This window comes from Amorphus suaedae (assembly GCF_053629675.1).
Map to the genome: position 1 here is coordinate 2492407 of NZ_JBRJIT010000001.1, position 23702 is coordinate 2516108.

Consider the following 23702-nt stretch of genomic DNA (forward strand, 5'->3'; position numbering starts at 1 on the left):
CGGAGCGGCCGGGCCGGTCCGCCTATTCGGCCAGACGCCCCTTGGTGGACGGCACCTCGTCGGCCCGACGCGGGTCGATCGCCACCGCCGCGCCGAGGCATCGCGCCACCGCCTTGAAGGCGCTTTCGGCGATATGGTGATTGTTGTCGCCATATACCGTCTCGACGTGCAGCGTCACCAGCGCGTTCATGGCGAACGCCCGGAAGAACTCCGCCACCAGCTCGGTGTCGAACGTGCCGATCTTCGGCGCCGAGAACGGCGCCCGGAACACCAGATACGGCCGGCCGGAAATGTCGATCGCGGCGCGCGTCAGCGTCTCGTCCATCGGCAGCGCGGCATCGGCGTAGCGCGTGATGCCGCGCTTGTCGCCCAGCGCCTCGCGCAGCGCCTGGCCGAGCGCGATGCCGGTGTCCTCCACCGTGTGGTGGTCGTCGATGTGCAGGTCGCCCTCGGCCTTGACCGTGATGTCGATCAGCGAGTGCCGGCCCAGCTGGTCCAGCATGTGGTCGAAAAAGCCGACGCCGGTCGCGATCGCGGTCCGCCCGCGTCCGTCGAGATCGATCTCGACGGAAATGGACGTCTCGTTGGTCTGACGGACGATCTTCGCGGTCCGAGGCACCTGCTCTAGCCCTTCATGGGTGGAGATTTGATACCGCGCCTTGTATCAACCCGCCGCCCGAATGAAAAGAATGGCGACGCCGGTGCCTTAACGCCCCCTTTGTCGGGCGGAGGTCGCCGGTCCGATGGACCCGCAGGAGGATGCCCGAGCGATGCGCCTGAAGCCGAAGGATGCCAAGGACCGCCTGATCGTCGGCCTCGACCTGCCGAGCGTCGCGGAGGCCAAGGCCGCCGTGGCCGAAACCCGCGGCATGGTCGGCGCCTACAAGATCGGGCTGGAGCTCATCTATGCCGGCGGGCTGGATCTCGCCCGCCGCCTTGCCGACGATGGCGAGACCGTCTTCCTCGACGCCAAGCTCCTGGACATCGACAACACGGTGGCCAACGCCGTGCGCTCGATCCTGTCTACCGGGGCGGCGATGCTGACGCTGCACGCCTACCCGAAGGCGATCGCCGCGGCGGCCGAGGCCGCCCGCGACCGCGACCTGATGATCCTCGGCGTCACCGTGCTGACCTCCATGGACGACGGCGACCTCATCGAGGCGGGCTATGCGACGGGCGTCCGCGAACTGGTCGCCCACCGGGCGGAAAAGGCGGTGGCCGCCGGGGCCGACGGGCTGGTCTGCTCGGCGTTGGAGGTGGCCGACCTGCGCACCCGGCTCGGCGACGACGTGGTGCTGGTGACCCCGGGCATCCGCCCGGCGGGTGCGGCCACCGGCGACCAGAAACGGGTGATGACGCCCGCCGACGCGATCCGCGCCGGCTCCGACTACCTCGTCGTCGCCCGGCCGGTGATCATAGCCGACGACCGACGCCGCGCAGCGGAGACCATCGTCGAGGAGATCGCGTCGGCGCTCTAGTCAGGATCAGCAGCCACCACCGGAGCGCGACACGAGCGACCCCACCGGGGACGGGCCCCTGGGGAACTCCGCCTATTCCGCAATGCGCGCGGCGGCGATCAGAGATATCAGGGTGTCGAATTCCCTGCGGCTGGTGAACCTGTCTTCCCTGCAGAATTCGATCGTCTGTGCACCTTTCTCGAGACACTGGACGACGATCCGCTCGAGCGCCGTATCGCCGTCGACGCCCTCCTGTTGAAGCTTCAGCCAGCGCTTGATGAACTCCCCCGTATCCGATTGGTGCACGATGACCGTGTCCCAGGCGGGAATGACGAAAACCGCCTGCTGCCCCAGTCCCCAGCCGAAAAAGCTCCCCTCGGGAAGGCCCGTGTCCGGTCCGGGAATCCACCAAAGATAGCCATGGCCGCTGCGAAGCCCGGAGATTCCGGTCTCCACATAGTCGTCCGAAATGCGATCGATCCACGTCGCCGGCAGCACGGCTTTCCCATCGACGACGCCGCCATCGAGATAGAGCTGTCCGAACCGGGCGAGATCGCGGGCGGACAGCTTGAAGGCGGCGGCCCGGTGTTGAGATCGTTCCGGCTCCACGCTGTACGAGACTGAATCCCCCGAGAGATCCTGGAACCCGAGCGGTTCGGCGATGCCCGATCTGAAGGCTTCGGCGACGGTGAGGCCGGTGCGCCGTTCGAAAATCGTGGTCAGCGCGTTGTAGTCCCAGTTGTTGTAGGCCCACACCGATCCCGGCTGGTTCTCCTTGTGCCCCAGGCGCTCGTCCTTGTCGGCGTTCATGCCGCCTTCTGCCGCGGCCGGGTGATTGATACCCGAAACGCTCCTGACCAGATGGAGAACCGTCGCCTGCCTTTGCAAAGGGGTGAGCGGGTCAGGCGCGTCATCGATGTCGAGTTGTTCCAGCGTCGCTTCGAGCGGAATCTCCGTCGGCCTGTGTCCGACATGCTGACCGACAACGGCATTGAGCATGGCCTTGCGCACGGAATGGATGCTGTAGACCGTGTCGAGGGGCCCGAGGGACGCAACGATCTCGCCCTCCGTCACGATGACAAACGCATCCGCGCTCAGCCGGGACAGGTAGTCGAGCATGGTCCCCAGGCGTTCCGGCGACCAGCCGAGCCGTTCGGCCTCCGGCCCCGTCAGCTGATAGGTCGCGACATCCCGGGGCTCAAAGGACGTGCGTACTCTCGGCCCGTTGCTCGAAAACAGCCCCCTTTCGCCGGTTGCGAGAAGGAAAGCCAGTAAGAGAACGGGAATGGCGATCCCGAACCCGATGATCCATTTCCAGAAAGGCTTCATGGGAAAAGGTCCGACTGATTAGCTCTCACCGAGCTGCCCGGTCCGGTGCCGTTGGCCGCCGCGACCATGGCTTGCGCGAAAAGCAAACGCCCCGCGTCGTGGCCGACGCGGGGCGCTCAGTGTCAATGCGGGGCGCAGGTCTGGCCGCCCCGCCTACTTGGCGGCGGGCGCCTTCACCTGATCCTCGATCAGCTTGCCGAGATAGGCGTCCGGCTGTTCGTTGGCCGCCTTCGCCGCCGCGTTGACGTCGTTGACGACGTCCTGCGACAGCGGCACCTGCACCAGGATCTTGTCGGCGGAGGTCTGCTGGCCGACACCGAGCTGGCTGCTCACCTCCTTGAGGAAGGTGTTGATGCGGGCGTGCTTCTCCGAAACCGTCAGGTCGGCATCGGCGGCCACCACCGGGCAGTAGGCGGCGACCATCTCGTCGACGATGTTGGCGTCCTGGGCGCCCGGATTGGCGGATTTCACGAGGCGCAAGACCTCGCCCACGCGGTTCGCCATCTCCGCGTCGGTCACCCCGGCGAAGCCGTTGATGATGTCCTGTGCCGGCAGCGGGATCGCGTCCTGCGAGCCCGAGGCCGACACCGCCGGACAGCCGAAGCCGCGGGCGGACTGGGAGGCGGCGCCCGTCGGCGTCACCTCTCCGCGCAGGCGCTTGACCATGTCGGCGGTGGCATCGGCGGAAGCGTCGTTGCCCCAGCTGGTGCGCACGAAGTTCACCACGTCGGCGATCTGCTGATCGTCGAACTGGCCGCCGAACGCCGGCATCTGGCCGTAGGCGCCCTCGCCCGGCAATCCGCCCAGCACCGCGGTGATGACGTCCTGCGGGCCGCCAGCCATGACGGCGTCGTTGCCCGCGAGCGGCGGGATCGCGCCCTGGATGCCGAGGCCGGTGGACTGGTGGCACTGGGAGCAGTTGTTCAGATACACCTCGGAACCGGCCTTGGTGGTGCCGTCGGCCAGCTTCGTGCCGGTGTCGCCCTCGGCCTTGGTCTGCTTCAGGTAGACCGCGATCGCCGTGATGTCGTCATCGGTGAGCTTCGACAGCGAGTGGGTCACCACGTCGGCCATCGGACCGAAGACGGTGCCCTTGGTCTTGTCGGCGCCGGTGTGGAGGTAGTCGACGATCTCGTCGACCGACCAGTCGCCGATGCCGTCCTGCAGCGAGCCGGAGATGTCCGGCGCGTAATAGGGCTGGCCCATCAGCTTGCCGCCGCCGAGCATGTCGGAATTCTTCATGGCGCCGGCAAGGTTGCGCGGCGTGTGACACTCGGCGCAGTGACCCGGACCTTCGACCAGATAGGCACCGCGGTTGACCTGATCGGAGTGCTTCGGATCGGGCACGAACGTGCCGGGCGTGAAGTACATCAGGTCCCAGGCGGCCAGGCCTTCGCGCACGTTGAACGGGAAGGTCAGCGTGTTCGGCTTGCGCGGCGCGTTCACCGGCTCGAGCGACTGCAGGTAGGCGTAGATCGCCGCCACGTCGTCCTTCGTGATCTTGGTGAAGGAGGTGTAGGGCATCGCCGGATAGAGATACTCGCCATCCTTGCCGATGCCGAGGTGCAGCGCCTTGTAGAACTCCTCCTCGGTCCACGAGCCGATGCCGGTCGCCTTGTCCGGGGTAATGTTCGGCGAGGAGATGCCGCCGAACGGCGTGTCCAGCATCAGGCCACCGGCGAAGTCCGGACCGTCCGGGCCGGTGTGGCAGGGCAAGCAGTCGGCCGCGGTGACCAGATACTTGCCCTTTTCGATCAACGTGTCGGCGGCGCTTGCGGCCGGCTTGGCGGTGGGCGCGGCGGCTGCGGCCGGCGCCGCTTCGGCGGCCGGCTTCGCGGCGGGGGCCGCCGGAGTGGCGGCCGGGGCGGGCGTCGCGGTCGAGGACTGGGCCTGCACCGGTGCCGTCGCCAGGCCGAGGAGAAGGCCGGCGATCGCCGTCGCGGCGACCGCGCGCGTGCTCCGTTCCGTGGCCGCGTGGGTGTGTCGAATCATTCCAAGCCCCTCGTCTGCCCGTGCCTCACGCGTCGAGACCGGGACCTTCCCTAACTCGCCGGTCGATGCCGGCTCCATCGTCGTCGCCCCATCCGGCGGCCTGGCCGTCGGTCCGGCCCGATGATGGTCGATCATCCCGCCGATTTAAATCATTAAAGTTCTACGCCCCGACGACAAGCTCGCAGGCCGACCGTTAACTCCCGCTTAATCTGTGAGGCGCGCGCGCCACCGAGTGGCCCAAATTGACACAAAGTTGCCTGCGCATTGTCCCGCCGCGCCCCCATCACCGTCCCATTGACCGCCGACAGTCGGATCATCGGTTTTGAGCCGCCAACCACGGAGACACCCGATGACCCGCCTCGCAATCGCCAAGCACCGTGCGACCCGAATGCTCCGCCTCTCCGGCCGCGTTCAGACCCTCGTCATCGCCTCGGCACTGGTCGTCGGCGTGTGTCTCCTGGCGACCGCCGGCATCGCGGAGGCCGCCCCCGCCGAGGCGGCCCACGCCGCGATCGCCGCGCGGTCCGTGACGGGCACCGCCCCGACCGAGGTGGCTGCCGACCCGACCCTGCACCGGATCGTGGCCGGCGGCGTGACCACGCTGCTGTTCGGCACGATGATCTCGGTTGTGGTGGTGTCCTGGCGGTCGTTCCGCGAGACGGTGGAATCCGACCAGGAGCGCCGCAAGGACGAAGCCTGATCGTCCGGGCTCCCGCGGCGCGACAGGAAACCGCCTCCCCTTCCTGCGCGTTCCGGTCTATAGCAGTCCCCGTCCGGAGCGGCCCGCTCCGATCGGCGAGGGGATGCTCAACCGATTGAATCCGGGTCCATTTCCCGTCGATCAGGTGCACCACCCGATCGCGAACGGCGCCGGAAGCACCGGCGGGACCGCAGGGGAGACATGCATGCAGAAGGCGCGACGGACCGTCGTCGGGACCATGCTCTGCGCCATGCTGGCGCTGGCGGTCACGGCCGCGCCCGCTCCCGCCTCCGCGCAGCAGGTCTTCGATTCGTGGGCTGAACCGTTCGTCATCGAGCCGGTCGCCACCGGCCTCGCCTTTCCCTGGGGCATGGCCTTCCTGCCGAACGGCTCCTTCCTCGTCACCGAGCGGCCGGGCCGCCTCAATCTCGTCGACCCCGGCACCGGAACGGTGGAGCGCGTCTCCGGCGTGCCGGAGGTCTACGCCGAGGGCCAGGGCGGCCTGCTCGACGTCATCGTCGACCCCGGCTTCGACACCAACAACCGCATCTACTTCACCTTCGTCGAGCCGGGTGACGGCGGAACCGCCGGAACCGCCGCCGCCAAGGCCCGCCTGGTGCTGGACGCCGGCGCGCCCCGCCTCGAGGACGTCGAGGTGATCTTCCGCCAGGAGCCGAAGGTCACCGGCGGCGAAAGCTTCGGCTCGCGCATCGTGATGGGCGACGACGGCAACCTGTTCGTCACCCTCGGCGAGCGCAGCCATCCCGAATCCGCCCAGGACATCTCCAACCACCTGGGCTCGGTCGTGCGCGTCGCGCCCGACGGCAAGGCCCCCAGGGACAACCCGTTCTTCGGCCGGTCCGGTGCCCGGCCGGAGATCTGGTCCTACGGGCATAGCGACGTCCAGGGCGCCGATGTGGATCCGGCCAGCGGCGCCCTGTGGACCATCGAGCACGACAGCGCCGGCGGCGACGAGGTCAACCACAACCTGGCCGGCCGCAACTACGGCTGGCCGCGCGTCTCCTACGGCGTCAGCCCTTCGGGCAAGGGTGCGGACCCGAGCGCCGCGACGCCGGGCCTGGAGCCGGCCGTCTACGGCTGGAACCCGTCGATCTCGCCGACGGGCCTGGTGTTCTACGACGGCGCGCTGTTCCCCAACTGGCGCGGCAACCTGTTCGTCGGCTCACTCACCGCCCAGGCCCTCGTGCGCCTCGAGCTGAGCAACGGAGAGGTCGTCCGCGAAGAGCGCCTGCTGCAGGGCGAGCTCGGCAGCATCCGCGACGTCTCCGTCGGGCCGGAAGGCGCGATCTACCTGCTTACCGACCATCCGAGCGGCGGCGTGTTCCGCATGGTGCCACCGCCCAAGGGCTGAGGCGACGCGCGCGGCCGGATTGTCGAACGCACCGCCGTCGCACCGGCGCACACGGCCGGCCATTGCGAAAACCGGTCGCCACGCTTCCTGCAATTGCTCTATGTTTCCGCCCGTCTGGGCCCTGCCCGAGCCGCCGGCCTCATCACGCCGTCCGGAAAGGGCCTTTGAATCAATATGTTGCCTCGGACGACCGGGAAACGGAGATCTCGTTTTCCGGCGCAGACCGCGGCACGGTAGCGGAGTCGATCACGGTCCGGGTTTTCAGGCGATTCGAGCTGAAACCGGCGTGATGCAGGGGGAACACACGGATGAAGCGCATGCGGTCGGACGTCACGAAGCAGGGGATCGATCGGACGCCCCACCGGGCCTTCATGCGGGCCATGGGCCTCGACGACGACGCGATCGCCCGGCCGATGGTCGGCATCGTTTCCATGAAGGGCGAGCAGACGCCCTGCAACATGACCCATGCCTTCCAGGTCGAGGCCGCCAGCGCCGGCGTCGAGGAAGCCGGCGGCACGCCGCGCGAGTTCTCCACCATCACCGTCTCCGACGGAGTCGGAATGAACCACGAGGGCATGAAGTTCTCCCTCGTCTCGCGCGAGATCATCGCCGATTCCATCGAGGCGGTGGTCCAGGGCCACGCCTATGACGCGCTGATCGGCTTCGGCGGCTGCGACAAGACACTGCCCGGCGTGATGATGGGCATCGTCCGCTGCAACGTGCCGGGCATCTTCATCTTCGGCGGCGCCGCCCTTCCGGGCCGCTTCGACGGCAAGGACGTGAGCGTGCTCGACGCCTACGAGGCCGTCGGCGCGGTGCAGACCGGCCACATGTCCGAAGCCGACCTCGCGCGGCTGGAGCGCGCCTGCAAGCCCACCATCGGCGCCTGCGCGGGCCAGTTCACCGCCAACACCATGGCGATGGTCTCCGAGGCGCTCGGCCTTTCCTTCCCCAACGTGTCGATGGTGCCCGGCGTCTATTCCGAGCGCGCCCAGCTCGCGCGCCAGGCCGGCCGGCTCGTGATGGAGATGCTCGAACGCGGCGGCCCGCTGCCGCGCGACATCATTTCCCGCACTTCGCTGGAAAACGCCGCGGCGATCGTGGCCGCGACCGGTGGCTCCACCAACGCCGCGCTGCATCTGCCGGCGATCGCCAACGAGGCCGGCATCGCCTTCGACCTGGACGACGTCGACCGGGTGTTCGCCCGCACGCCGCTGATCGGCGACCTGCGCCCGGGTGGCCGCTTCCACGCCAAGGACGTCTACGAGATCGGCGGCACCGCGGTGATCATCCGCGCGCTCATCGAGAGCGGCCACATCGACGGCTCGCCCCTCACCGTCACCGGCAAGTCGCTCGCCGAGACCTACGGGCGGGCCCCGGCGCCGGATGGACAGGTGGTCCGCTCGCCCGCCACGCCCATCAGCCCCGACGGCGGCCTCGCCGTGCTGAAGGGCTCGCTCGCCCCCGACGGCGCCGTCCTCAAGGTTGCCGGCATGACCAAGCTTACGTTCGAGGGCACCGCCCGGGTGTTCGAGAGCGAGGACGACTGCGCGAAGGCCGTCAACGCGCGCCAGTACGAGGAGGGCGACGTCCTCATCATCCGCAACGAGGGCCCGGTGGGCGGGCCCGGCATGCGCGAGATGCTCGGCGTGACCGCACTGATCTACGGCCAGCAGATGGGCGAGAAGGTCGCGCTGATCACCGACGGCCGCTTCTCCGGCGCCACCCGCGGCATGTGCATCGGCTACGTCTGCCCGGAGGCCGCCACCGGCGGGCCGCTGGGGCTCGTGGAGAACGGCGACCGCATCCTCATCGACGCGACCCGCCACAAGCTGGACCTGCTCATCGACGACGCCGAGATGGAGCGCCGCCGCGCCGCCTGGACGCCCCGCACCCCGTTCCACAGCGCCGGCGCGCTGGGCAAGTACGCCAAGCTCGTCGGCCAGGCCAACCACGGCGCCGTCACCCACGACGGCCCCGCCGCCTGGCCCGACCTGACGGCGGAGTGAGGGGGAGCCCCCCACCTCCCACGGCCGTTGTCGGCGCGCATCGAGGCCGGTCGCGTTTGAAGCCCAGGCCAGACCGGCACGAAAGAGGGCGGCGTCGGCAAGTCCTGCATCGGGGGCAGTGCTTCGAGCTGTTTCGGATTGCCACCCAAGGCCTGCCTGAGTCGACGATCTGACGTGCGAGCCGCTGAACCAGCTGTCGACGCGGAAACGGTGTTTCCGGAACGTCGTTTGCGTCTCTAATGGAGACGCGTCCGATGGGCAGTATTCTCAAAGCCGGAACTAGAACTATTCTGGTCCGGCGCTTGCAGGAGGTTGGTAGAGGTTTCGCGGGGTCCGGCGCCGGCGGCGCCACAGACGGTGAGGTTCAAGGTGATCTCGGTGGACCAACTTCCCAGAAGAGACGGGGTCGAACTGCTGGACGTGGCGGGCGTGGAAGCGGCCTGGCCCATGCCGGTCGCGCTCTGGAACGCCCCGAAGGGCTTCGACACGCGCGGCCATCCTGATCACCAGCCCTGCCATGTGATCGCGCTGCGCCTGGAAGGTGCGCTCGTCCAGCGTATCGACGAACATGCCCACCAGGCAGAGCGGCTTCGGCCGAACGGCTTTTCGGTTCATCCCGCGCACCGCGACCTGCGCTTCGTGGCGACCTCGCCGATCCGCTTCGCGCATCTCTACGTGACGGAGCCGTTCTTCCGCCGCGTTGCCGCCGGTCTGGGCGCGCCCACGGCAGACTTCGGCACGGTGATCCAGATCGACCGGGTGATGTACGAGGACGACGAAATCACCGAGGCGGTGAAGGCCTACGTCGCGCGTGCCTTCGAGGGTGGCGACCGGCCGACCCGGTTCGAAATGGAAAGCCGGGCCAACCTGATCGCGCTCCGCCTGCTGCAACGCCACTGGTCTGGCAAGCAGGCGCCTCGAGGCCAGGGCGGGGAGATGGCGCCCTGGCAGGTGCGGCGCATCTGTACCCATCTGGAGCAGAATCTCGATCGCACCGTCAGCCTGGAGGAGTTGTCGGAGCTGATCGATCGCTCGGTGGAGCATACGTGCCGGGCGTTCCGTCGTGCCACCGGCGTGCCACCGCTCAGATGGCAGGCGCAGAAGCGGATGGAGGTCGCCTGCGGGCTGCTCGTCGCCACCGACGCGTCGCTCACGAGTATCGCGCAGCAGGTCGGCTACGCCGGCCAGAGCGCCTTCGGCGCCGTGTTCCGCAAGCTGCTCGGCGTGTCTCCCGGTCGCTATCGCAGCCTGGCGAAGGAAAGCGCCTCGGCGCCTGAGGGTCTACCGGGCCTGCTTGCTCCCGGCTCCGCCGCACCGCGGCTCCCGAGCCGGTCCCACTGACCCGGACGTTGCCGCCCGGCCGGGTGGCGGGCGTGGGGTCAGACGCGCGGTGTGCCGGTCTTGTCGAATGCCGGCACCGGAACCACCATGCGATCGTCGGACCGGCAATAGGTCGGTCCGCCAAGCCGCCCGATCGGATGAAAGCGATCCACATGGACGCGCATCCGGTCGAGGTCGATGAGGTCGTCGCGGAAATACATCGCCGCGATCTCGCCGAGCACCAGCGAGCGGGTGCCCGTCAGTTCGATCACGTCGAAGAGGCGGCACTCCCATGCGATCGGCGCTTCGCCGATCCGCGGTGCCGCGACCTGGGTGGACGGCTCCAGGGTGAAGCCGACGCTTTCCGGCTCGGAGAGATGCGCTGGAAGGTCCGAACCGCACAGGACAGCCTTCTCCAGGATCGGCTCGTCGACCATGTTCACGACGAACTCCTTGTGAAGCTCGATGTTGGCGAGGGTGTCCTTGCGCTCACCAAGGCGATGGCTCTCGTCGCCGTAGCGGTCCACGCCGATGATCATCAGTGCCGGCACCTCGCTCATGTAGTTAAAGGCGCTGAACGGCGCCGCATTGCACATGCCGGCGGCGTTCAGGGTTGTGACGAGGCCGATGGGTCGTGGTCCGACGCTGCCGGTGATCAGCCAGTAGCGCTGGCGATCGGTGAGGTCTTCCAGGGAAATATGGGCCATGAGTGCTCTTCTCAGTCGTCAAGGAGGCCGGCGAAGGCCCTGACGGCGCGCGCCGCCGCCGCACTGGTCGCTTCCGCGGCAAAGCCGTCACCGGCGAAGGCGGCTGGCGCATGCGGAACCGCCAGATCCTCCGGCACCACCATGGCGCCCATCTTGCCGAGGATGGCCCGCAGATGTCCAAGCGCGCGAACCGCGCCGAATGGACTGACGGAGGTGCCGACGATCAGCACGGGCTTCATCTGGAAGGGGGCGAGCGCGACCTCGTCGCCCACCGGACGCGAGCACCAGTCGAGAGCGTTCTTCAGCAACGCTGTCACCGAGCCGTTATGCTCGGGGCAGGCGATCAGCAGCCCGTCGTGGTCGCCGATCAGGCGGCGCAGGTCGGCGGCGGCCGTGGGCACGCCCTCCTCGGCCTCCAGATCACCGTCATAGATCGGCAGCGCGAGCGCGCGCAGCGACACCTCCGTGACGGCGACCTGATGCGTTTCAAGTTCGCCGACGACCAGCTTCAGGAGGCGCGCGTTCCAGGATCCATGGCGCTCGCTTCCGGAGAAGGCCAGCACGCGTCTTGCGCCGACGTCTCTGCTCTGGGGCTCATTTTTCATGGTGGTATTCGATCTCGCCCTTGGGCAGCAGGAAGATGAACGTGCAGAGCCCACCCGTCACCGTCGGGTAGTGGCTGGTTCCCGGAGCGAACACCTTCCAGCCCTCGCCCGAACCGCAAAACTGGCTGGTCGGGTCCACCGGCTGGATCATGTTGATCTCCCCCAGCGGATGGGTGTGGTAGTTGCCCTTCACGTCGTTCAGGCGGGCGCTTTCGATGACGAAGTCATGCACGCCATCGGCCGACGCGCCCAGCCGCCCACGGCGATAATTGTCACCGTCGATCACCTGGTAGCAGGCCCAATCCTCTTCGATGCCGACGCGCAAAAGGCGCTTCATCTCCTGGAAGGTGGGGGTGCCGGGCCCGTACTCGGTGTTCAGCCGCGCTTCGAGATCCTGATCGAGCGGGCTGGAGCCGATGTAGGCAATGAGTTCGTCGAGCAGGGAGATGAGGGCTGGCTTGTGCGCGCCGGTCGGCAGGTCGGTGTCGCTGATCATCTGGGGGCTCTCCGTTTCGATCAGGCCGGATTGTCCGCAATGCTATTGCCCGCGCAGGTGCCGGTTTGCGCGAGATTGACCTGTTCGTCGCCAAATTGACGGAGAATCGACGCCCCCCGGCTTGAAGGCCTGCTCGGGCCTTGCGGGCCGGGAAACCGGGATGCCTGATGGCGGTGATGTCGGGGCCGGTCGAGGTCGATGCGGAACGCCGGGCCTGGTGTTTTGGCTTGGGGACTCCGTTTCTCATCGAGACCGCGCGGCCCCATCGGCTGTCTGTCATCCCGATCGGAACGAGGACCGAGCGCATGAAGATGAACAAGGTGATCCCGGCGCTGAGCCTGGCCGCGTTGGCGGCCATCGCGCTGCCGAAGCATGTCGATGCGGCCGATATGCAGATGCTGACGAGCTGGTCGTCGACCTATCCGGTCATCGAAGTCGCGCAGGATTTCGCCGACACGGTCAAGAAGGCCTCCAACGGCGAGATGACGATCGAGCTCCGGGGGCCCGAGACGGTGCCGCCGTTCGAGCAGCTGGAGCCGGTTGCGGCCGGCGTATTCGACCTCGTCTTCACCCACCCGGCCTACCACACCGGCACGACCGGGATCGCGCTTGGGCTGGAGGCGACCGACGGCGATCCGCAGAAGCGCCGCGACGTTGGCGCCTGGGACGCGGTGGATGCCCAGTACAACAAGCTCGGCCTGAAGCTCATCTCGCTTCCGGTCTCCGGCAAGGAGGGGTTCATGATCCTTCTGAAGGAGCCAATCGGCGAGGACGGGGGCCTGAAAGGTCGCAAAATCCGCGCCGCGCCTATCTATCAGCCGCTGATCGAGGCGCTGGGCGGATCGGCCGTCGTGCTGCCGCCGGCCGAGATCTACTCCGCCCTCGATCGCGGGGTCGTCGATGGCGCCGTCTGGCCGATCTTCGGCCCGCTGCAGTTCAAATGGTACGAGGTGGCTCCGTACATGATGCGACCGACCTTCGGGGTCGTCACCCACCAGATCTTCATGAACAAGGACAAGTGGGATGCTTTGTCCGCCGAGGACCAGGCCATCATGCTCAAGGCCGGCGCCGATCTGGAGAAGGCGGCCTATCAGGAGTTCACCGAACGGGCCTCGGCCGAACTCGACGCGATGGAGAAGGCCGGCGCGAAGTACACCGATCTCGGCGCAAGCCAGAAGGCGAACCTCGACCAGATCTGGCGGGACGGCGTCTGGGGCCTCGCGAGCAGCATCTCCGGGGCGGACGCCGAAAATCTCCGTGCGATGCTGAAGAAGAATGGCATGACCGACTAGGTAGATGGGAGCGGGCGGCGATGAGGGGATCTCCGGCGATGCGCGGTGGCCGTATCGGGTCTGGGCTGGATCTCGCCTGCGATGCGATGATCTATGCGGCCGCGACCGGAACGGCCGTACTCATCGCCGCCTACCTCTACGAGATCGTCGCCCGCTACGTCTTCTCCGCGCCCACCACCTGGGCCAACGACCTTGTGTCGATCGTCCTCTCCCTGTCGATCTTCCTCGCCATGCCGAAGGTCGCCGCCGAAGGGGGACACGTGGCTGTCACGCTGCTCCAGGAGCGCCTGCCTGAGCGTCCGGCACGGGCGTTGAATGTCGTGCTCCTGACGGTCGCCTGCCTGACCTGCGTCGCGGTGGCGGTCATCTGCGCGATGGTGGCCCACCGCCAGGTTCTTTCCGGCACCATGACCATGGGCAATCACCCCGTGCCGAAGGCTATCCTGACCGTCGTCATCGCGTTGGGTTTCGCCCTCGCCGGCTGTCAGTACCTGAAGAGCCTCGTCCTGCTCCCCAGAACCGGCGCTCCGGCCCGGCCCGGCTTCGAGGTGTAGCCCTTGGATTCGGTGGCCATCCTGTTTCTGGCAGTCGGCGGCCTGCTGGCCTTGATGCTTCTGGGACTGCCCGTCTTCGTCGCGTTCGCCCTGATCTCGGTCGTCGGGGTGGTCCTGAAATTCGGCACCGCCGCCTTCGGTCTGTTTGCCAACAGCATCTACGACACCACGACGTCCGCCTCGCTGGCAACGATTCCCGCGTTTATCCTCATGGGCGAGATTCTGTTCCGCTCCGGGGCGGGCAACGTGCTGTTCACCTCGGTCGCGAAGCTGATCGGCCGCGTGCCCGGCCGCCAGTTCGTCATCACCATCGTGCTCGGCGGCATCCTCGGCGCGCTGTCCGGCTCGGCCATGGCGGTAACAGCCATGCTGGGCCGCACGTTGCTGCCCGAAATGGAACGCCTTGGCTACGACCGGCGGATGGCATCCGGCACCATCCTGGCGGGCGCCGGACTGGCGCCCATCATCCCTCCGAGCATCCTCGCGGTGCTGGCGGCGACGCTTGCCAACATCTCCATCGCCAAGCTCCTGATCGCCGGCATCCTGCCGGGGATCCTGCTCTCAATCATCTTCTTCACCTACTGCATCGTCATGGCGAAGATCCGGCCCGGCCTCGCCCCCGACGAGGTGGAGAACGCGGGGCGCGTGCCGCTCCGGGAGAAGGTCCGCGCCCTGGTCGTTCTCCTGCCGTTCGCCGCGACGATCTTCATGGTCATGGGGCTGATCCTGCTCGGCATCGCCACGCCCACCGAGGCCGGCGCCACCGGGGTCGTCGGTTCGATCTTGACCGCCGCCTGTTACCGCAATCTCGGTGTTCGCATGCTGGGAGAATCGCTGCTCTCGACGGCCAAGATCACGGCCATGATCATGGTGATCATGGCGTCGGCGACCCTGTTCAGTCAGCTGCTCGGGTTCACCGGATCCATGTCGACGGCGACGAAGGCCATCGTCTCCGCCGATCTCAGCGGACCGCTGATGCTGATCGCGATGCTGGCGGTGCCGTTCTTGCTGTGCATGTTCGTCGACCAGATCGCCGTCATGCTGGTGATGATCCCGATCTACGCCCCGGCGGTGTCGGCGTTCGGCTTCGATCCCATCTGGTTCTGGATGCTGTTCCTGGTGGTGATCAGTCTGGGCGCGCTCACCCCACCATTCGGCTATGCGATGTTCGTCCTGAAATCGACCGCGCCGCATCTGAGCCTGACCGACATTTACCGGTCGTCATGGCCCTTCGTCGCCTTGTACATCGTGGGAATCGCGCTGATGGCGGTCTTTCCGATCCTTGTCACGCTGCTGCCGAATCTGATGTAGCGGACGAGGCATTTGAAGTGCCGTCGTTGAAAGGACCCTCCCGATGCTCGCCAAGCGCGCCCTGATCACCGCCTCGGCCTCCGGCATCGGCGCCGCCACCGCACGGGCGCTGGCAGGGGAAGGCTACGAGGTGGTGGTCTCCGACATCGACGTTGCGGCCGGTGAGGCCGTCGCCGCCGAGATCGGCGGCCGCTTCGTACGCTGCGATCTGGCGCGCGCCGACGACATCGAGTCGCTGGTGGCGGCGGCCGGGCCCGTCTCGGTGCTGGTCAACAACGGCGGCGTCTCCGGACCGACGGCGCCGGTGCCCGACATCACCCCCGACGAGTGGAACCTGACCTTCGCGGTCAACGTCACCGCCATGTTCCTCGCCTGCCGGCTGGTGGTGCCGCAGATGACGGCCGACGGCGGCGGCACCATCGTCAACCTGTCCTCGGTGGCCGGCAAGATCGGCTACCCGAACCGTTCGCCCTACGCGGCCTCCAAGTGGGCGGTGCTGGGCTTCACCGCCTCGCTCGCTCGCGAGGTCGCGACCGCCGGCATCCGCGTCAACGCGATCATGCCCGCCTCGGTGCGCGGTCCGCGTATCCAGTCGGTCATCGAGGCGTTCGCCGAGAAGAACGGCCTGCCCGTCGCCGACGCCGAGGCGGTCTATCTCGGCCGCCAGGCCACCAAGGCCTTCGTCGAGCCCGAGGAAGTGGCACGCACCATCGTGTTCCTCGCCTCCGACGCGGCACGGTCGATCAACGGCGCCTTCCTGCCCATCGACGGCGGCTTCGACTGACCCCTCCTCCCGCCCGACGACAGCGCAGAACCGGAAGCCCCGTCCGGCCTCAGCGGCCGATTCCGGACGCCCGCCTCGCGTTCGGGAGGTCCACGCCCTATAGAGTCCAGGGCAGCCCGCGACGGGAAAAGGGGGGAAATCGCATGAGACCTGTGCTTGGACTTGCAGTGGCGGTGGCGCTGACCGCGACCGCGCCGGCGCGCGCCGAGGATCCGTTCCTGGTGACCGTGGTGGAAAACACCGGCGCGTTCATGCACCTGCAGTACGGCGTGCCGGCCCTCGTGCTCGGCGTGGTGCGCGATGGCGAGATCGTCGTGCGCGGCTTCGGCGAGCGCCGCGACGGCACCGGTGAGGCGCCGAACGGCGACACGCTGCTGCGGATCGGCTCGATCACCAAGACCTTCACGGGCGCCACGCTGGCCGGCCTCGTGGCAGACGGCACGGTCGGCTTCACCGACACGCTGCAGTCCACCATCGACTGGAACATCCAGATCCCGAGCCGGGACGGGCATCAGATCCGCCTGATCGAGCTCGCCACCCACACCAGCGGCCTGCCGCGCGAGGCGGCCGTACCGCCCGGGTCCGAGGACGACCCGTTCTCCACCATGACCGAAGAGGCGATGAAAGCGGACCTGGCGACCGATCCGCTGCTGTTCGCGCCGGGGACGAGCGCTTCCTACTCCAATTTCGGCTTCAACCTTCTGGCGCTCGCCCTGGAAGCCAAGAGCGGCACGCCCTATCGCCAACTCCTCAAGCAGCGCGTGCTCGACCCGATCGGGCTGACGTCCACCACCTACGAGCTTCCCGATGACCTCTCCAACGTCATGCAGGGACATGGCTTCGACGGGGCCCCGATGGCGGATGCCCCGACCTCCGGTCGGATCGAAGGCACCGGCGGGCTGCTGTCGACGCCGAACGACATCCTGCGCTGGGCGGCGTGGCAGCTCGACCGCTTCTCCCCGGTGGAGGCCGAGCTGCGGCTTCTCGACCAGGTGGCGTACATCCCGCGCAACGTGCTCGACATGGTCTACGGCCTCGACGAGTCCGGCCACATGGACGCGCTCGGCCTCGGCTGGATCGTGATGGAGCGCACCGCCGACCGGCCGACCATCCTGCAGAAGGCCGGCGGGCGGCAGGGCAACTTCTCCTACCTGGCGTTCGCGCCGGGGACGGGCGTCGGCGCCTTCGTCACCATCAACGAATTCAACCTGGACGCCGCCGGCGCCATGGCCGAGGGCGTCAACGCGCTCATCGGCCAGCTCGCCCAGCCCTGAACGCCAGCAGGGTCAGCGCACCCTGTTGTAGACCTGGGTGAAGCCCTCCAGCGACATCGGCACGGTCAGCTGCTGGCGGTTGATGGACTCGATGATGATGTTCAGCTTCAGGCCCTTGAACATCGCCTCCAGCAGGGCGTTGGAGATCGGCGCCCGGGTGTAGCAGCCCTGCTGGTCGCAGGTCTGATAGTCGAGCTTCTGGGCGTTGCGGCCGTCGACGTCGACGCGGACGCCCGCCGGCAGGAACATCTGCAGCGGCGTGCGGATGGAAAGCATCGGCTGGCGCGATTCGCCCGGCACGCCGATGGTCACCAGCAGCAGCAACTGGCCGGTCTCGGTGACGACGGCGCGCTGCTCGATCTGGCAGTCCAGCTTGGCATCGCGGCTGGCCGACGAACACCGCGCCGACCACGGCGGCGGGCCCGAGTTGGTCGGCGACGCGGTGACGGCCGCATCCGGCGCCGGCTCGGCCGGCTGCTCCTGGGCGGCGGCCGGCAGGGCGGCAAGCCCGAGGCTCAGCACCGACACCAGCGCCAGCACGGCCATGCGCAGCCGTGCAGCGCGCTCCGTACCCGTCGCGTTCCGTGCTTCGTTCAACCCGGCGTTCCTTGCCATGCCGTTCCCCTCGCGTTGCCGTTCCGATCGACCCGATCTGTCAGACGATGCTCTAGACCATTTTCCGGCCGCGGGAAAATCCCGACCGGATCGATCAGCTTGGCGCGCGCCGATCGGTCGCGCCGCCGACGGGCACCCGACCGGCGGCCGTGCAAACGGCAACTCGGCGCGCACGAAGGAGTCGGGAAAATGTCGCCCGCCCGGGCGCAAGGGGGATGGTCCGGGCGGGCGTGGCGGGAGGAGGAGCATCCCGCCAAGGTCGGTCACCGGCGCAGGTGAGGGAAAGCGCCGCAGACCGATTGGGGAGACCGTGATCACAACCTTAAAGTGATTCTCGCCTGCGTCATAGCGGATGTTGTCGACCGACGGCCTCTCTCCACAGCCCCGTGCGCGAGCGCCGGGTCAGCGGCGCCCCGGCCCGCCTATTGCATCAGGCTCGGGAAGAACAGCACCAGCCCCGGCCAGGCGATGACGATCGCCACGACCACCACGTCCACCACCAGGAATGGAACGACGCCGCGGAAGATCTCCACCACGCTGGCGTACTCGGAGGCGACGTTGCGGATGACGAACACGTTGAGCCCGACCGGCGGCGTGATCATGCCGATCTCCAGCAGCTTCACCACCAGCACGCCGAACCAGATCAGGTCGATGTGCTGCGCCTCGAACACCGGCAGCAGCACCGGCAGCGTCACCAGCAGCGCGCCGAACGGCTCCATGAACATGCCGAGCGCGAGGTAGATCAGCACCACGATGATCATCAGCTGCACGTAGCCGATGTCGGCGCTGCCGACGGCCTGGGAGATGAAGCCCGACAGCCCGCTGACGCCGAGGAAGCGGGTGAACATCGCCGCCCCGAAGGCGATGACGAACAGCGACGCCGCGGTGGTCAGCGTCTCGATCAGCGCCGCCTTCAGGGCGCCCCAGCCGAGCTTTCCGGTGGCGGCCGAGATGACGATCGCGCCGAACGCGCCAACGGCGCCCGCCTCGGTGGCGGTGAAGATGCCGGAGAACATGCCGCCGAAGACCAGCGCGATCAGCACCAGCACCGGCCAGATCCGCAACAGCGCGTCCCTCGCCCGGAGCCCGTCCGGATCGACCGGGCGGCGCGGCACGATGTCGGGGCGCAGCCAGCACAAAAGCAGCACCACGATGGAGTAGGCCACCGCCGTCATCAGTCCCATGGTGATGCCGCCCACGAACACCTTGGTGATCGAGGTCTCGGCGAACACGCCGTAGACGATCATCAGGATCGACGGCGGGATCAGCGCGCCGATGGTGCCGCCGGCGGCGATCGAGCCGCAGGCGAAGCTCGGCTTGTAGCCGGCCCGCACCATTTCCGGGATCGCGATGCGGCCCATGGCGGCGGCGCAGGCGAGGCTGGAGCCGCACACCGCCGCGAAGCCGGAGCAGGCGAAGATCGACGAGATCGCCAGCGCGCCGGGGATCTTCCTGAGCACCGCCTTCGCCGCCTCGAACAGGCCCGTCGTCAGGCCGGCATGGAAGGCGACGAACCCCATCAGCAGGAACATCGGCACCGCGGAGAGCGTCCAGCTGGCGACGAACGAATAGGGCGTGGAGGAGAGGATGCCGAACGCCGGGCTCCAGCCCAGCATCGCCGCCATGCCGCCGAACGAGACGAGGATCAGCGCCAGCGCGACCGGCAGCCGGAGCAGGAGAAGCAGGATCAGCGCGCCGATGCCGTAGAACCCGATCTCGATGCTCATGTCCGGACGGTCTCCTGCATCCGCGCGTCGTCCACGCCGGTGGCCAGCGCGACGGCGCGGAACAGTGTCACCAGAACCGCCAGCGCGAACCCGAGCGGCGGCAGGAAATAGGTCGGCCAGGTGGGCAGCGCGACCTCCAGCGCGGTCACGAACGTGCCGGTCGCGTAGTTCTTCAGCGCCACCAGCCAGGTGGTGTAGGCAAGGCCCGCATAGACCGCGGCGGAGACCAGCGAGACGGAGACGTCCGACCACCGCCGCGCGGCCGGCGACAGCAGGAAGTCGATCGCCTCGACGCTGACCATGCCGCCGCGACGCTCCAGCCAGGCGATCGGCAGGAAGGCCAGCAGCACCATGTAGTACTGGGACACGATCTCGACGGTCGCCGGGATCGGGGTGCCGAACAGGTTGCGGGAAACGACCTCGGCGCAGATGTGCACCATCATCACCAGCGCACCGAGCGACGCGAGCACGGCGGTGACGTTCATCGCGCGGTTGGTCAGGTCGGCAAGCGCCTTCATGACGGCAATCCTTGGGCCTGCGTCGGGGGCGTGAGGCGGGCGGGTCTGGAGCGTCGAGCGATCAGCAGAAGGAGGCTGAGCGACCCGCCTTGGTCCGGCATCCATCCATCGGGCAACGTGGCCGGCGCGGACCCTGCCGCGCCGGCCGTCAGCGTCAGCTGCCGTACTTGGAGAAGTCGACCTTGTCCCAGATCTCCGTCTGGGTCGCCTCGGCGATCTTGGCCGGATCGTTGCCGGCCTCGTCGACGATCTTGGTCCACTTGTCGACCAGCTCGAGGAAGCGGTGCACCCGCGCATCGGCGTCCTTCAGGCCGAACTGGTCGCGCGAGCGGTCGATGGCGTTCTGCACGTCCGCCTCGCCGAAGGCATTGGATGCGTCGATGAGCGCCTGGTCCGGCTCGACGAACGCGATGTTCGCCTTCTTCGCCGCGTCGATCGCCTCCTTCGGCATCTCCGCGCCCCAGCGCTGGGTGAAGTCGACGTTGGCGCGGTTGGCCGCGCGGGCGAGCGCCTGGCGCTCTTCCACGCTCAGGCTCTGCCACGCCGCTTCGCCGACGGTGAAGTCGGAGGTGGCGTGGTAGGTGCCGATCTGCATGACGGCGACGTTGCTGACCAGGTCGATCAGCCGGAACGACAGCAGGTCGGCCACCGAGGCGATCGTGCCGTCGATCGTGCCCTGGGAGAGCGACTCGAACGTGTCGGTGACCGGCACGCTGACCGGAACCGCGCCGAAATTCTCCGCCCAGCGCGAGAACGGCGCGCCGCCGCTGCGAAGCCGCAGGCCCTTCAGGTCGTCGGCGGTCTTCACCGGCTTCTTGGTGAGGATCGTGTAGACGTCGGACGACCCCGAGCCGAGATAGACCATGCCGAACGACTTGAGCTCGTCCTGGCAGGTGTCGCAGGTGACCATGTACTCGGTCATCGCCGCGGCCATCGCCTGGGGCGAGCGGCCGGAAAGCGCCAGCTCGCCGGCCAGCGACATGTTCGGCAGGTCGGCCGGGAAGTAGAGCGGCAGCAGGTTGCCGACCTCCACGAGCTGGCTCTGCAGCGCGTCCTTCATCTGGCCGAGGTTGGCCACTTCCGGACCGAGGACGACGGCGGTCAGCGCGCCGTTTGACTCCTCGGGCAGGTACTGCTGGAGCTTCTGGTAAAGGTGGCTGTTGGACGGATGCGCCGGCGGTGCGCCGGGCGCGATGCGCAGTTCGCGCGCCTCGCCGGCCGTGCTGGCCGCGATGAGGCAGGCTGCGGCCGCAGCCGCGACAACGAACGTCTTCATGGATAGTCCTCCCTGGGCTTCGTCACTGACCGCCCCCACCGGGATCTCCGTCCCGTACGCAAGGGGTGGTCGCCTGAAATCAGAACCGGGCGGCTGTCCAGGGCATTGCTGCCGAAGCGCCGCTCTTCTTGTTGAACGTCAGATCGACAGGAGCTTCCGCGCGTTCTCCTTGAGGATCAGCGGGCGCACCTCGTCCTTGATGGCGATCTTTTCGAAGTCGGCGAGCCACCGGTCCGGCGTGATCGCCGGCCAGTCGGAGCCGAACAGCATCTTGTGCTTGAGCAGCGAGTTTGCGTACTGCACCAGGATCGGCGGGAAGTACTTCGGCGACCATCCCGACAGGTCGATGTAGACGTTGGGCTTGTGGGTCGCCACCGACAGCGCCTCTTCCTGCCAGGGGAAGGACGGGTGGGCCAGGATGATCTTCAGGTCCGGGAAGTCGACCGCGACGTCGTCCAGATGCATGGGGTTGGAGTATTTCAGCCGCATCCCCATTCCGCCGCGCATCCCCGCGCCCACCCCGGTCTGTCCGGTGTGGAACAGCGTGATCGCGCCCTCCTCCTCCATCGCCTCGTAGAGCGGATAGGCCGCCCGGTCGTTGGGGAAGAAGCCCTGCTGGGTCGGGTGGAACTTGAAGCCACGCACGCCGAACTCGCGCACCAGCCGCCGGGCCTCGCGGGCACCCGCCCGGCCCTTCGCCGGATCGATGGAGGCGAACGGGATCATGATGTCGGCGTTCTCGGCCGCGATCGTCGCCACCTCCTCGTTGGAGTAGCGCCGGAAGCCGGTCTCGCGCTCGCTGTCGACCGGAAAGATCACGCAGCCGATGTTGCGCTCCCGGTAGTGGGCGGCGGTCTGCTGAACGGTCGGCAACATGCCGTCGACGCCCGCCGGGTTCTTGAAGTACTTGGCCATGCCGGCCTGAAACTCGTCGTAGCCGTCGTCGCGCGGCCCGCAGCAGGGTTCCTCCGCGTGCGTGTGGATGTCGATGGCGATCAGATCGTCGACGTTCATCATGCCGCGCGCTCCGCCAGTCCGAGGAATTTCTGCAGAAGGACGACCAGTTCGTCGCGCTCGCCGGCCGTCAGGCCTTCCGGCACGCGCGCTTCGAAGTCGTGGAACAGCGGCGCGCGCGCCGCGACGAAGGCCTGCCCCTCCGGTGTCAGCGTCAGCTCCATCCCCCGCCGGTCCTCGTCGGGGGTCCGCCGCGAGACGAGGCCGCGATCCTCGAAGCCGCGCACCAGCTTGGTGATGTGCGCCCGCTTGATCATCAGCTTCGAGGCCAGCACGCCCTGGCGGATGCCCGGATTGAGGCCGATGACCGCGAGCACCGAGAATTCGCCCGGCCGCATTCCGTGTTCGGACAGCTCGGCGAAGAACCGCTCGTAGCTCTTCAGCTGGGCCAGGCGCACGAGGAAGCCGAGGGACGAGCGGAGATCGCCGAGCTGGACGTCATCCCCCCCGCTCGCCCGCTCCATCGTGGCGTCCATCGCCTCGCTCATTTGGGCACGTCGAGCCGCTTGGCCCGCTTCTCGAGGAAGGCCTGCAGGCGCTCTTCCGCCTCCGGGCTGGTGGCGGTGAAGGCGGAGATGAAGGATTCGACGAACAGGCCATCCTCCTTCGCCATGTCCTGGATGCGCGGCAGCGCGTGGATGACGGCGTAGTTGGACAGCTCGGCGTTGGAGGCGGCCTTGGTCGCCAGCTCGATCGCCTTGTCCAGCGCCCCGCCCTTCTCCACGACGTAGCTCGCCAGATTCCAGCGCTCCGCCTCGGCGGCGGACACGACGCGACCGGTCAGCATCATGTCGGCCATGCGGGCCGCACCCGTCAGCCGGGCGACACGGACCGAACCGCCGCCGCCGACGAATATGCCACGCTGGCCTTCCGGCAGGGCGAAGAAGGCGCTCTGGTCGGCAACCCGGATGTGCGTCGAGGCCGCCAGCTCGAGACCGCCGCCGACGACGGCACCGTGCAGCGCGGAGATCCACGGAATGGCGCCATGCTCCATCTGCGCGAACACGGCGTGCCAGCGGCGCGATCCGCGCACGCCCTCGATGGGAGTTTTCTTGACGTGCTCCGCCAGATCCAGGCCGGCGCAGAAATGGTCGCCATGGCCATAGATGACCGCGGCCTTGGCATCGGCTTCCGCACGGGTGATGGCCACCGCGATCGCCTCGATGAAGCGGTCGCTGATCGCGTTGCGCTTGTCCGGCCGGTTGAGCCCGAGAAGAGCCACGTCGCCCCGGACCTCATAGGTCACGAGATCTGCGTCGGCCGGGCGTGCCGCGTGTGGGTCCTGCATTGCGACGTGTTCCTCCCGATATCCCGCGCCATCTAGGGTGCATGGATAATCTGCAAAATTTT

Annotated in this window: 23 protein-coding genes; 10 read left to right on the forward strand and 13 right to left on the reverse strand. The window is 67.9% G+C overall.

The window, feature by feature from the left end:
- Positions 1 to 22: 22 nt before the first annotated feature.
- Complete coding sequence (gene hisB, locus AB7M35_RS11165) at positions 23 to 619, reverse strand: imidazoleglycerol-phosphate dehydratase HisB (protein ID WP_453959760.1); 597 nt, start codon at positions 617 to 619, stop codon at positions 23 to 25.
- Between the two features lie 124 nt (positions 620 to 743).
- On the opposite strand from hisB, the gene pyrF reads away from it, so the two are divergent.
- The gene (gene pyrF, locus AB7M35_RS11170) at positions 744 to 1478 is read left to right on the forward strand and encodes an orotidine-5'-phosphate decarboxylase (RefSeq protein WP_453959762.1); all 735 of its coding nucleotides are present in this window, start codon (positions 744 to 746) and stop codon (positions 1476 to 1478) included.
- A gap of 72 nt (positions 1479 to 1550) precedes the next feature.
- Here the strand turns inward: pyrF and AB7M35_RS11175 are convergent, their stop codons facing one another.
- Together AB7M35_RS11175 and AB7M35_RS11180 are read right to left on the reverse strand one after the other, a co-directional pair.
- Positions 1551 to 2786: a serine hydrolase domain-containing protein gene (locus AB7M35_RS11175; protein WP_453959764.1), complete on the reverse strand. Its 1236-nt coding sequence runs from the start codon at positions 2784 to 2786 to the stop codon at positions 1551 to 1553.
- Positions 2787 to 2939: 153 nt separating this feature from the next.
- Entirely contained in the window at positions 2940 to 4778 is a 1839-nt protein-coding gene (locus tag AB7M35_RS11180; protein WP_453959765.1) for a c-type cytochrome, read from the reverse strand.
- 349 nt (positions 4779 to 5127) lie between these two features.
- On the opposite strand from AB7M35_RS11180, the gene AB7M35_RS11185 reads away from it, so the two are divergent.
- The 4 genes from AB7M35_RS11185 (at position 5128) to AB7M35_RS11200 (ending at position 10200) form a co-directional block, all read left to right on the forward strand.
- Positions 5128 to 5478 (forward strand): hypothetical protein, encoded by a 351-nt coding sequence (locus AB7M35_RS11185; protein WP_453959766.1) that lies wholly within the window; start codon positions 5128 to 5130, stop codon positions 5476 to 5478.
- Between the two features lie 205 nt (positions 5479 to 5683).
- Positions 5684 to 6850, forward strand: coding sequence for a PQQ-dependent sugar dehydrogenase (locus AB7M35_RS11190; RefSeq protein ID WP_453959767.1), 1167 nt, complete (start codon positions 5684 to 5686; stop codon positions 6848 to 6850).
- Between the two features lie 308 nt (positions 6851 to 7158).
- Positions 7159 to 8859 (forward strand): dihydroxy-acid dehydratase, encoded by a 1701-nt coding sequence (ilvD, locus tag AB7M35_RS11195; RefSeq protein ID WP_453959769.1) that lies wholly within the window; start codon positions 7159 to 7161, stop codon positions 8857 to 8859.
- Between the two features lie 369 nt (positions 8860 to 9228).
- Positions 9229 to 10200 (forward strand): helix-turn-helix transcriptional regulator, encoded by a 972-nt coding sequence (locus tag AB7M35_RS11200; protein ID WP_453959770.1) that lies wholly within the window; start codon positions 9229 to 9231, stop codon positions 10198 to 10200.
- A 38-nt stretch (positions 10201 to 10238) separates the two neighbouring features.
- Here AB7M35_RS11200 and AB7M35_RS11205 read toward each other — a convergent pair whose 3' ends face one another.
- From AB7M35_RS11205 to AB7M35_RS11215, 3 genes are read right to left on the reverse strand one after another with little or no spacing between them, the layout of a single operon-like run.
- Positions 10239 to 10886 (reverse strand): flavin reductase family protein, encoded by a 648-nt coding sequence (locus AB7M35_RS11205; protein WP_453959771.1) that lies wholly within the window; start codon positions 10884 to 10886, stop codon positions 10239 to 10241.
- 11 nt (positions 10887 to 10897) lie between these two features.
- The gene (locus AB7M35_RS11210; RefSeq protein WP_453959773.1) at positions 10898 to 11491 is read right to left on the reverse strand and encodes an NADPH-dependent FMN reductase; all 594 of its coding nucleotides are present in this window, start codon (positions 11489 to 11491) and stop codon (positions 10898 to 10900) included.
- Positions 11481 to 11987 (reverse strand): 4-hydroxylaminobenzoate lyase, encoded by a 507-nt coding sequence (locus tag AB7M35_RS11215; RefSeq protein ID WP_453959774.1) that lies wholly within the window; start codon positions 11985 to 11987, stop codon positions 11481 to 11483. Before AB7M35_RS11215 ends, AB7M35_RS11210 begins: the two co-directional genes overlap by 11 nt.
- A 305-nt stretch (positions 11988 to 12292) precedes the next feature.
- On the opposite strand from AB7M35_RS11215, the gene dctP reads away from it, so the two are divergent.
- From dctP to ampH, 5 genes are all read left to right on the forward strand, one after another.
- Positions 12293 to 13279 carry a TRAP transporter substrate-binding protein DctP gene (gene dctP / locus AB7M35_RS11220; RefSeq protein WP_453959775.1) on the forward strand — a complete coding sequence of 329 codons (987 nt, stop codon included), beginning with the start codon at positions 12293 to 12295 and terminating at the stop codon, positions 13277 to 13279.
- Positions 13280 to 13299: 20 nt separating this feature from the next.
- Positions 13300 to 13833 (forward strand): TRAP transporter small permease, encoded by a 534-nt coding sequence (locus AB7M35_RS11225; protein ID WP_453959776.1) that lies wholly within the window; start codon positions 13300 to 13302, stop codon positions 13831 to 13833.
- Positions 13834 to 13845: 12 nt separating this feature from the next.
- On the forward strand, positions 13846 to 15144 hold the full coding sequence (locus AB7M35_RS11230) for a TRAP transporter large permease (RefSeq protein ID WP_453960705.1): 1299 nt from the start codon (positions 13846 to 13848) through the stop codon (positions 15142 to 15144).
- A 43-nt stretch (positions 15145 to 15187) separates the two neighbouring features.
- A complete protein-coding gene (locus AB7M35_RS11235) occupies positions 15188 to 15928 on the forward strand; it encodes an SDR family NAD(P)-dependent oxidoreductase (RefSeq protein ID WP_453959777.1) in 741 nt (246 codons plus the stop codon).
- A 143-nt stretch (positions 15929 to 16071) separates the two neighbouring features.
- On the forward strand, positions 16072 to 17202 hold the full coding sequence (ampH, locus tag AB7M35_RS11240) for a D-alanyl-D-alanine-carboxypeptidase/endopeptidase AmpH (protein ID WP_453959780.1): 1131 nt from the start codon (positions 16072 to 16074) through the stop codon (positions 17200 to 17202).
- Between the two features lie 12 nt (positions 17203 to 17214).
- Here the strand turns inward: ampH and AB7M35_RS11245 are convergent, their stop codons facing one another.
- The 7 genes from AB7M35_RS11245 to AB7M35_RS11275 all read right to left on the reverse strand — a co-directional run bounded on the left by AB7M35_RS11245 (position 17215) and on the right by AB7M35_RS11275 (position 23640).
- Positions 17215 to 17799 (reverse strand): invasion associated locus B family protein, encoded by a 585-nt coding sequence (locus tag AB7M35_RS11245; RefSeq protein ID WP_453959781.1) that lies wholly within the window; start codon positions 17797 to 17799, stop codon positions 17215 to 17217.
- A gap of 440 nt (positions 17800 to 18239) precedes the next feature.
- Positions 18240 to 19544, reverse strand: a complete 1305-nt coding sequence (locus AB7M35_RS11250; RefSeq protein ID WP_453959784.1) for a TRAP transporter large permease — start codon at positions 19542 to 19544, stop codon at positions 18240 to 18242.
- Positions 19541 to 20062, reverse strand: coding sequence for a TRAP transporter small permease (locus AB7M35_RS11255; protein WP_453959787.1), 522 nt, complete (start codon positions 20060 to 20062; stop codon positions 19541 to 19543). Before AB7M35_RS11255 ends, AB7M35_RS11250 begins: the two co-directional genes overlap by 4 nt.
- A gap of 154 nt (positions 20063 to 20216) precedes the next feature.
- Positions 20217 to 21338 (reverse strand): C4-dicarboxylate TRAP transporter substrate-binding protein, encoded by a 1122-nt coding sequence (locus AB7M35_RS11260; RefSeq protein WP_453959790.1) that lies wholly within the window; start codon positions 21336 to 21338, stop codon positions 20217 to 20219.
- Positions 21339 to 21476: 138 nt separating this feature from the next.
- Positions 21477 to 22352 (reverse strand): amidohydrolase family protein, encoded by an 876-nt coding sequence (locus AB7M35_RS11265; protein WP_453959792.1) that lies wholly within the window; start codon positions 22350 to 22352, stop codon positions 21477 to 21479.
- Complete coding sequence (locus AB7M35_RS11270; protein ID WP_453959794.1) at positions 22352 to 22840, reverse strand: MarR family winged helix-turn-helix transcriptional regulator; 489 nt, start codon at positions 22838 to 22840, stop codon at positions 22352 to 22354. Before AB7M35_RS11270 ends, AB7M35_RS11265 begins: the two co-directional genes overlap by 1 nt.
- On the reverse strand, positions 22837 to 23640 hold the full coding sequence (locus AB7M35_RS11275) for a crotonase/enoyl-CoA hydratase family protein (RefSeq protein ID WP_453959797.1): 804 nt from the start codon (positions 23638 to 23640) through the stop codon (positions 22837 to 22839). The genes AB7M35_RS11270 and AB7M35_RS11275 overlap by 4 nt, the downstream gene beginning before the upstream one ends.
- Positions 23641 to 23702: the final 62 nt, after the last annotated feature.

Bases quoted from the DNA above. Each gene is read 5' to 3' on its own strand.
- pyrF (WP_453959762.1), top strand. From the start codon at position 744: ATGGACCCGCAGGAGGATGCCCGAGCGATGCGCCTGAAGCCGAAGGAT.
- AB7M35_RS11175 (WP_453959764.1), bottom strand. From the start codon at position 2,786: ATGAAGCCTTTCTGGAAATGGATCATCGGGTTCGGGATCGCCATTCCC.
- AB7M35_RS11180 (WP_453959765.1), bottom strand. From the start codon at position 4,778: ATGATTCGACACACCCACGCGGCCACGGAACGGAGCACGCGCGCGGTC.
- AB7M35_RS11185 (WP_453959766.1), top strand. From the start codon at position 5,128: ATGACCCGCCTCGCAATCGCCAAGCACCGTGCGACCCGAATGCTCCGC.
- AB7M35_RS11190 (WP_453959767.1), top strand. From the start codon at position 5,684: ATGCAGAAGGCGCGACGGACCGTCGTCGGGACCATGCTCTGCGCCATG.
- ilvD (WP_453959769.1), top strand. From the start codon at position 7,159: ATGAAGCGCATGCGGTCGGACGTCACGAAGCAGGGGATCGATCGGACG.
- AB7M35_RS11205 (WP_453959771.1), bottom strand. From the start codon at position 10,886: ATGGCCCATATTTCCCTGGAAGACCTCACCGATCGCCAGCGCTACTGG.
- AB7M35_RS11210 (WP_453959773.1), bottom strand. From the start codon at position 11,491: ATGAAAAATGAGCCCCAGAGCAGAGACGTCGGCGCAAGACGCGTGCTG.
- AB7M35_RS11215 (WP_453959774.1), bottom strand. From the start codon at position 11,987: ATGATCAGCGACACCGACCTGCCGACCGGCGCGCACAAGCCAGCCCTC.
- dctP (WP_453959775.1), top strand. From the start codon at position 12,293: ATGAAGATGAACAAGGTGATCCCGGCGCTGAGCCTGGCCGCGTTGGCG.
- AB7M35_RS11225 (WP_453959776.1), top strand. From the start codon at position 13,300: ATGAGGGGATCTCCGGCGATGCGCGGTGGCCGTATCGGGTCTGGGCTG.
- AB7M35_RS11235 (WP_453959777.1), top strand. From the start codon at position 15,188: ATGCTCGCCAAGCGCGCCCTGATCACCGCCTCGGCCTCCGGCATCGGC.
- ampH (WP_453959780.1), top strand. From the start codon at position 16,072: ATGAGACCTGTGCTTGGACTTGCAGTGGCGGTGGCGCTGACCGCGACC.
- AB7M35_RS11250 (WP_453959784.1), bottom strand. From the start codon at position 19,544: ATGAGCATCGAGATCGGGTTCTACGGCATCGGCGCGCTGATCCTGCTT.
- AB7M35_RS11255 (WP_453959787.1), bottom strand. From the start codon at position 20,062: ATGAAGGCGCTTGCCGACCTGACCAACCGCGCGATGAACGTCACCGCC.
- AB7M35_RS11260 (WP_453959790.1), bottom strand. From the start codon at position 21,338: ATGAAGACGTTCGTTGTCGCGGCTGCGGCCGCAGCCTGCCTCATCGCG.
- AB7M35_RS11265 (WP_453959792.1), bottom strand. From the start codon at position 22,352: ATGAACGTCGACGATCTGATCGCCATCGACATCCACACGCACGCGGAG.
- AB7M35_RS11270 (WP_453959794.1), bottom strand. From the start codon at position 22,840: ATGAGCGAGGCGATGGACGCCACGATGGAGCGGGCGAGCGGGGGGGAT.
- AB7M35_RS11275 (WP_453959797.1), bottom strand. From the start codon at position 23,640: ATGCAGGACCCACACGCGGCACGCCCGGCCGACGCAGATCTCGTGACC.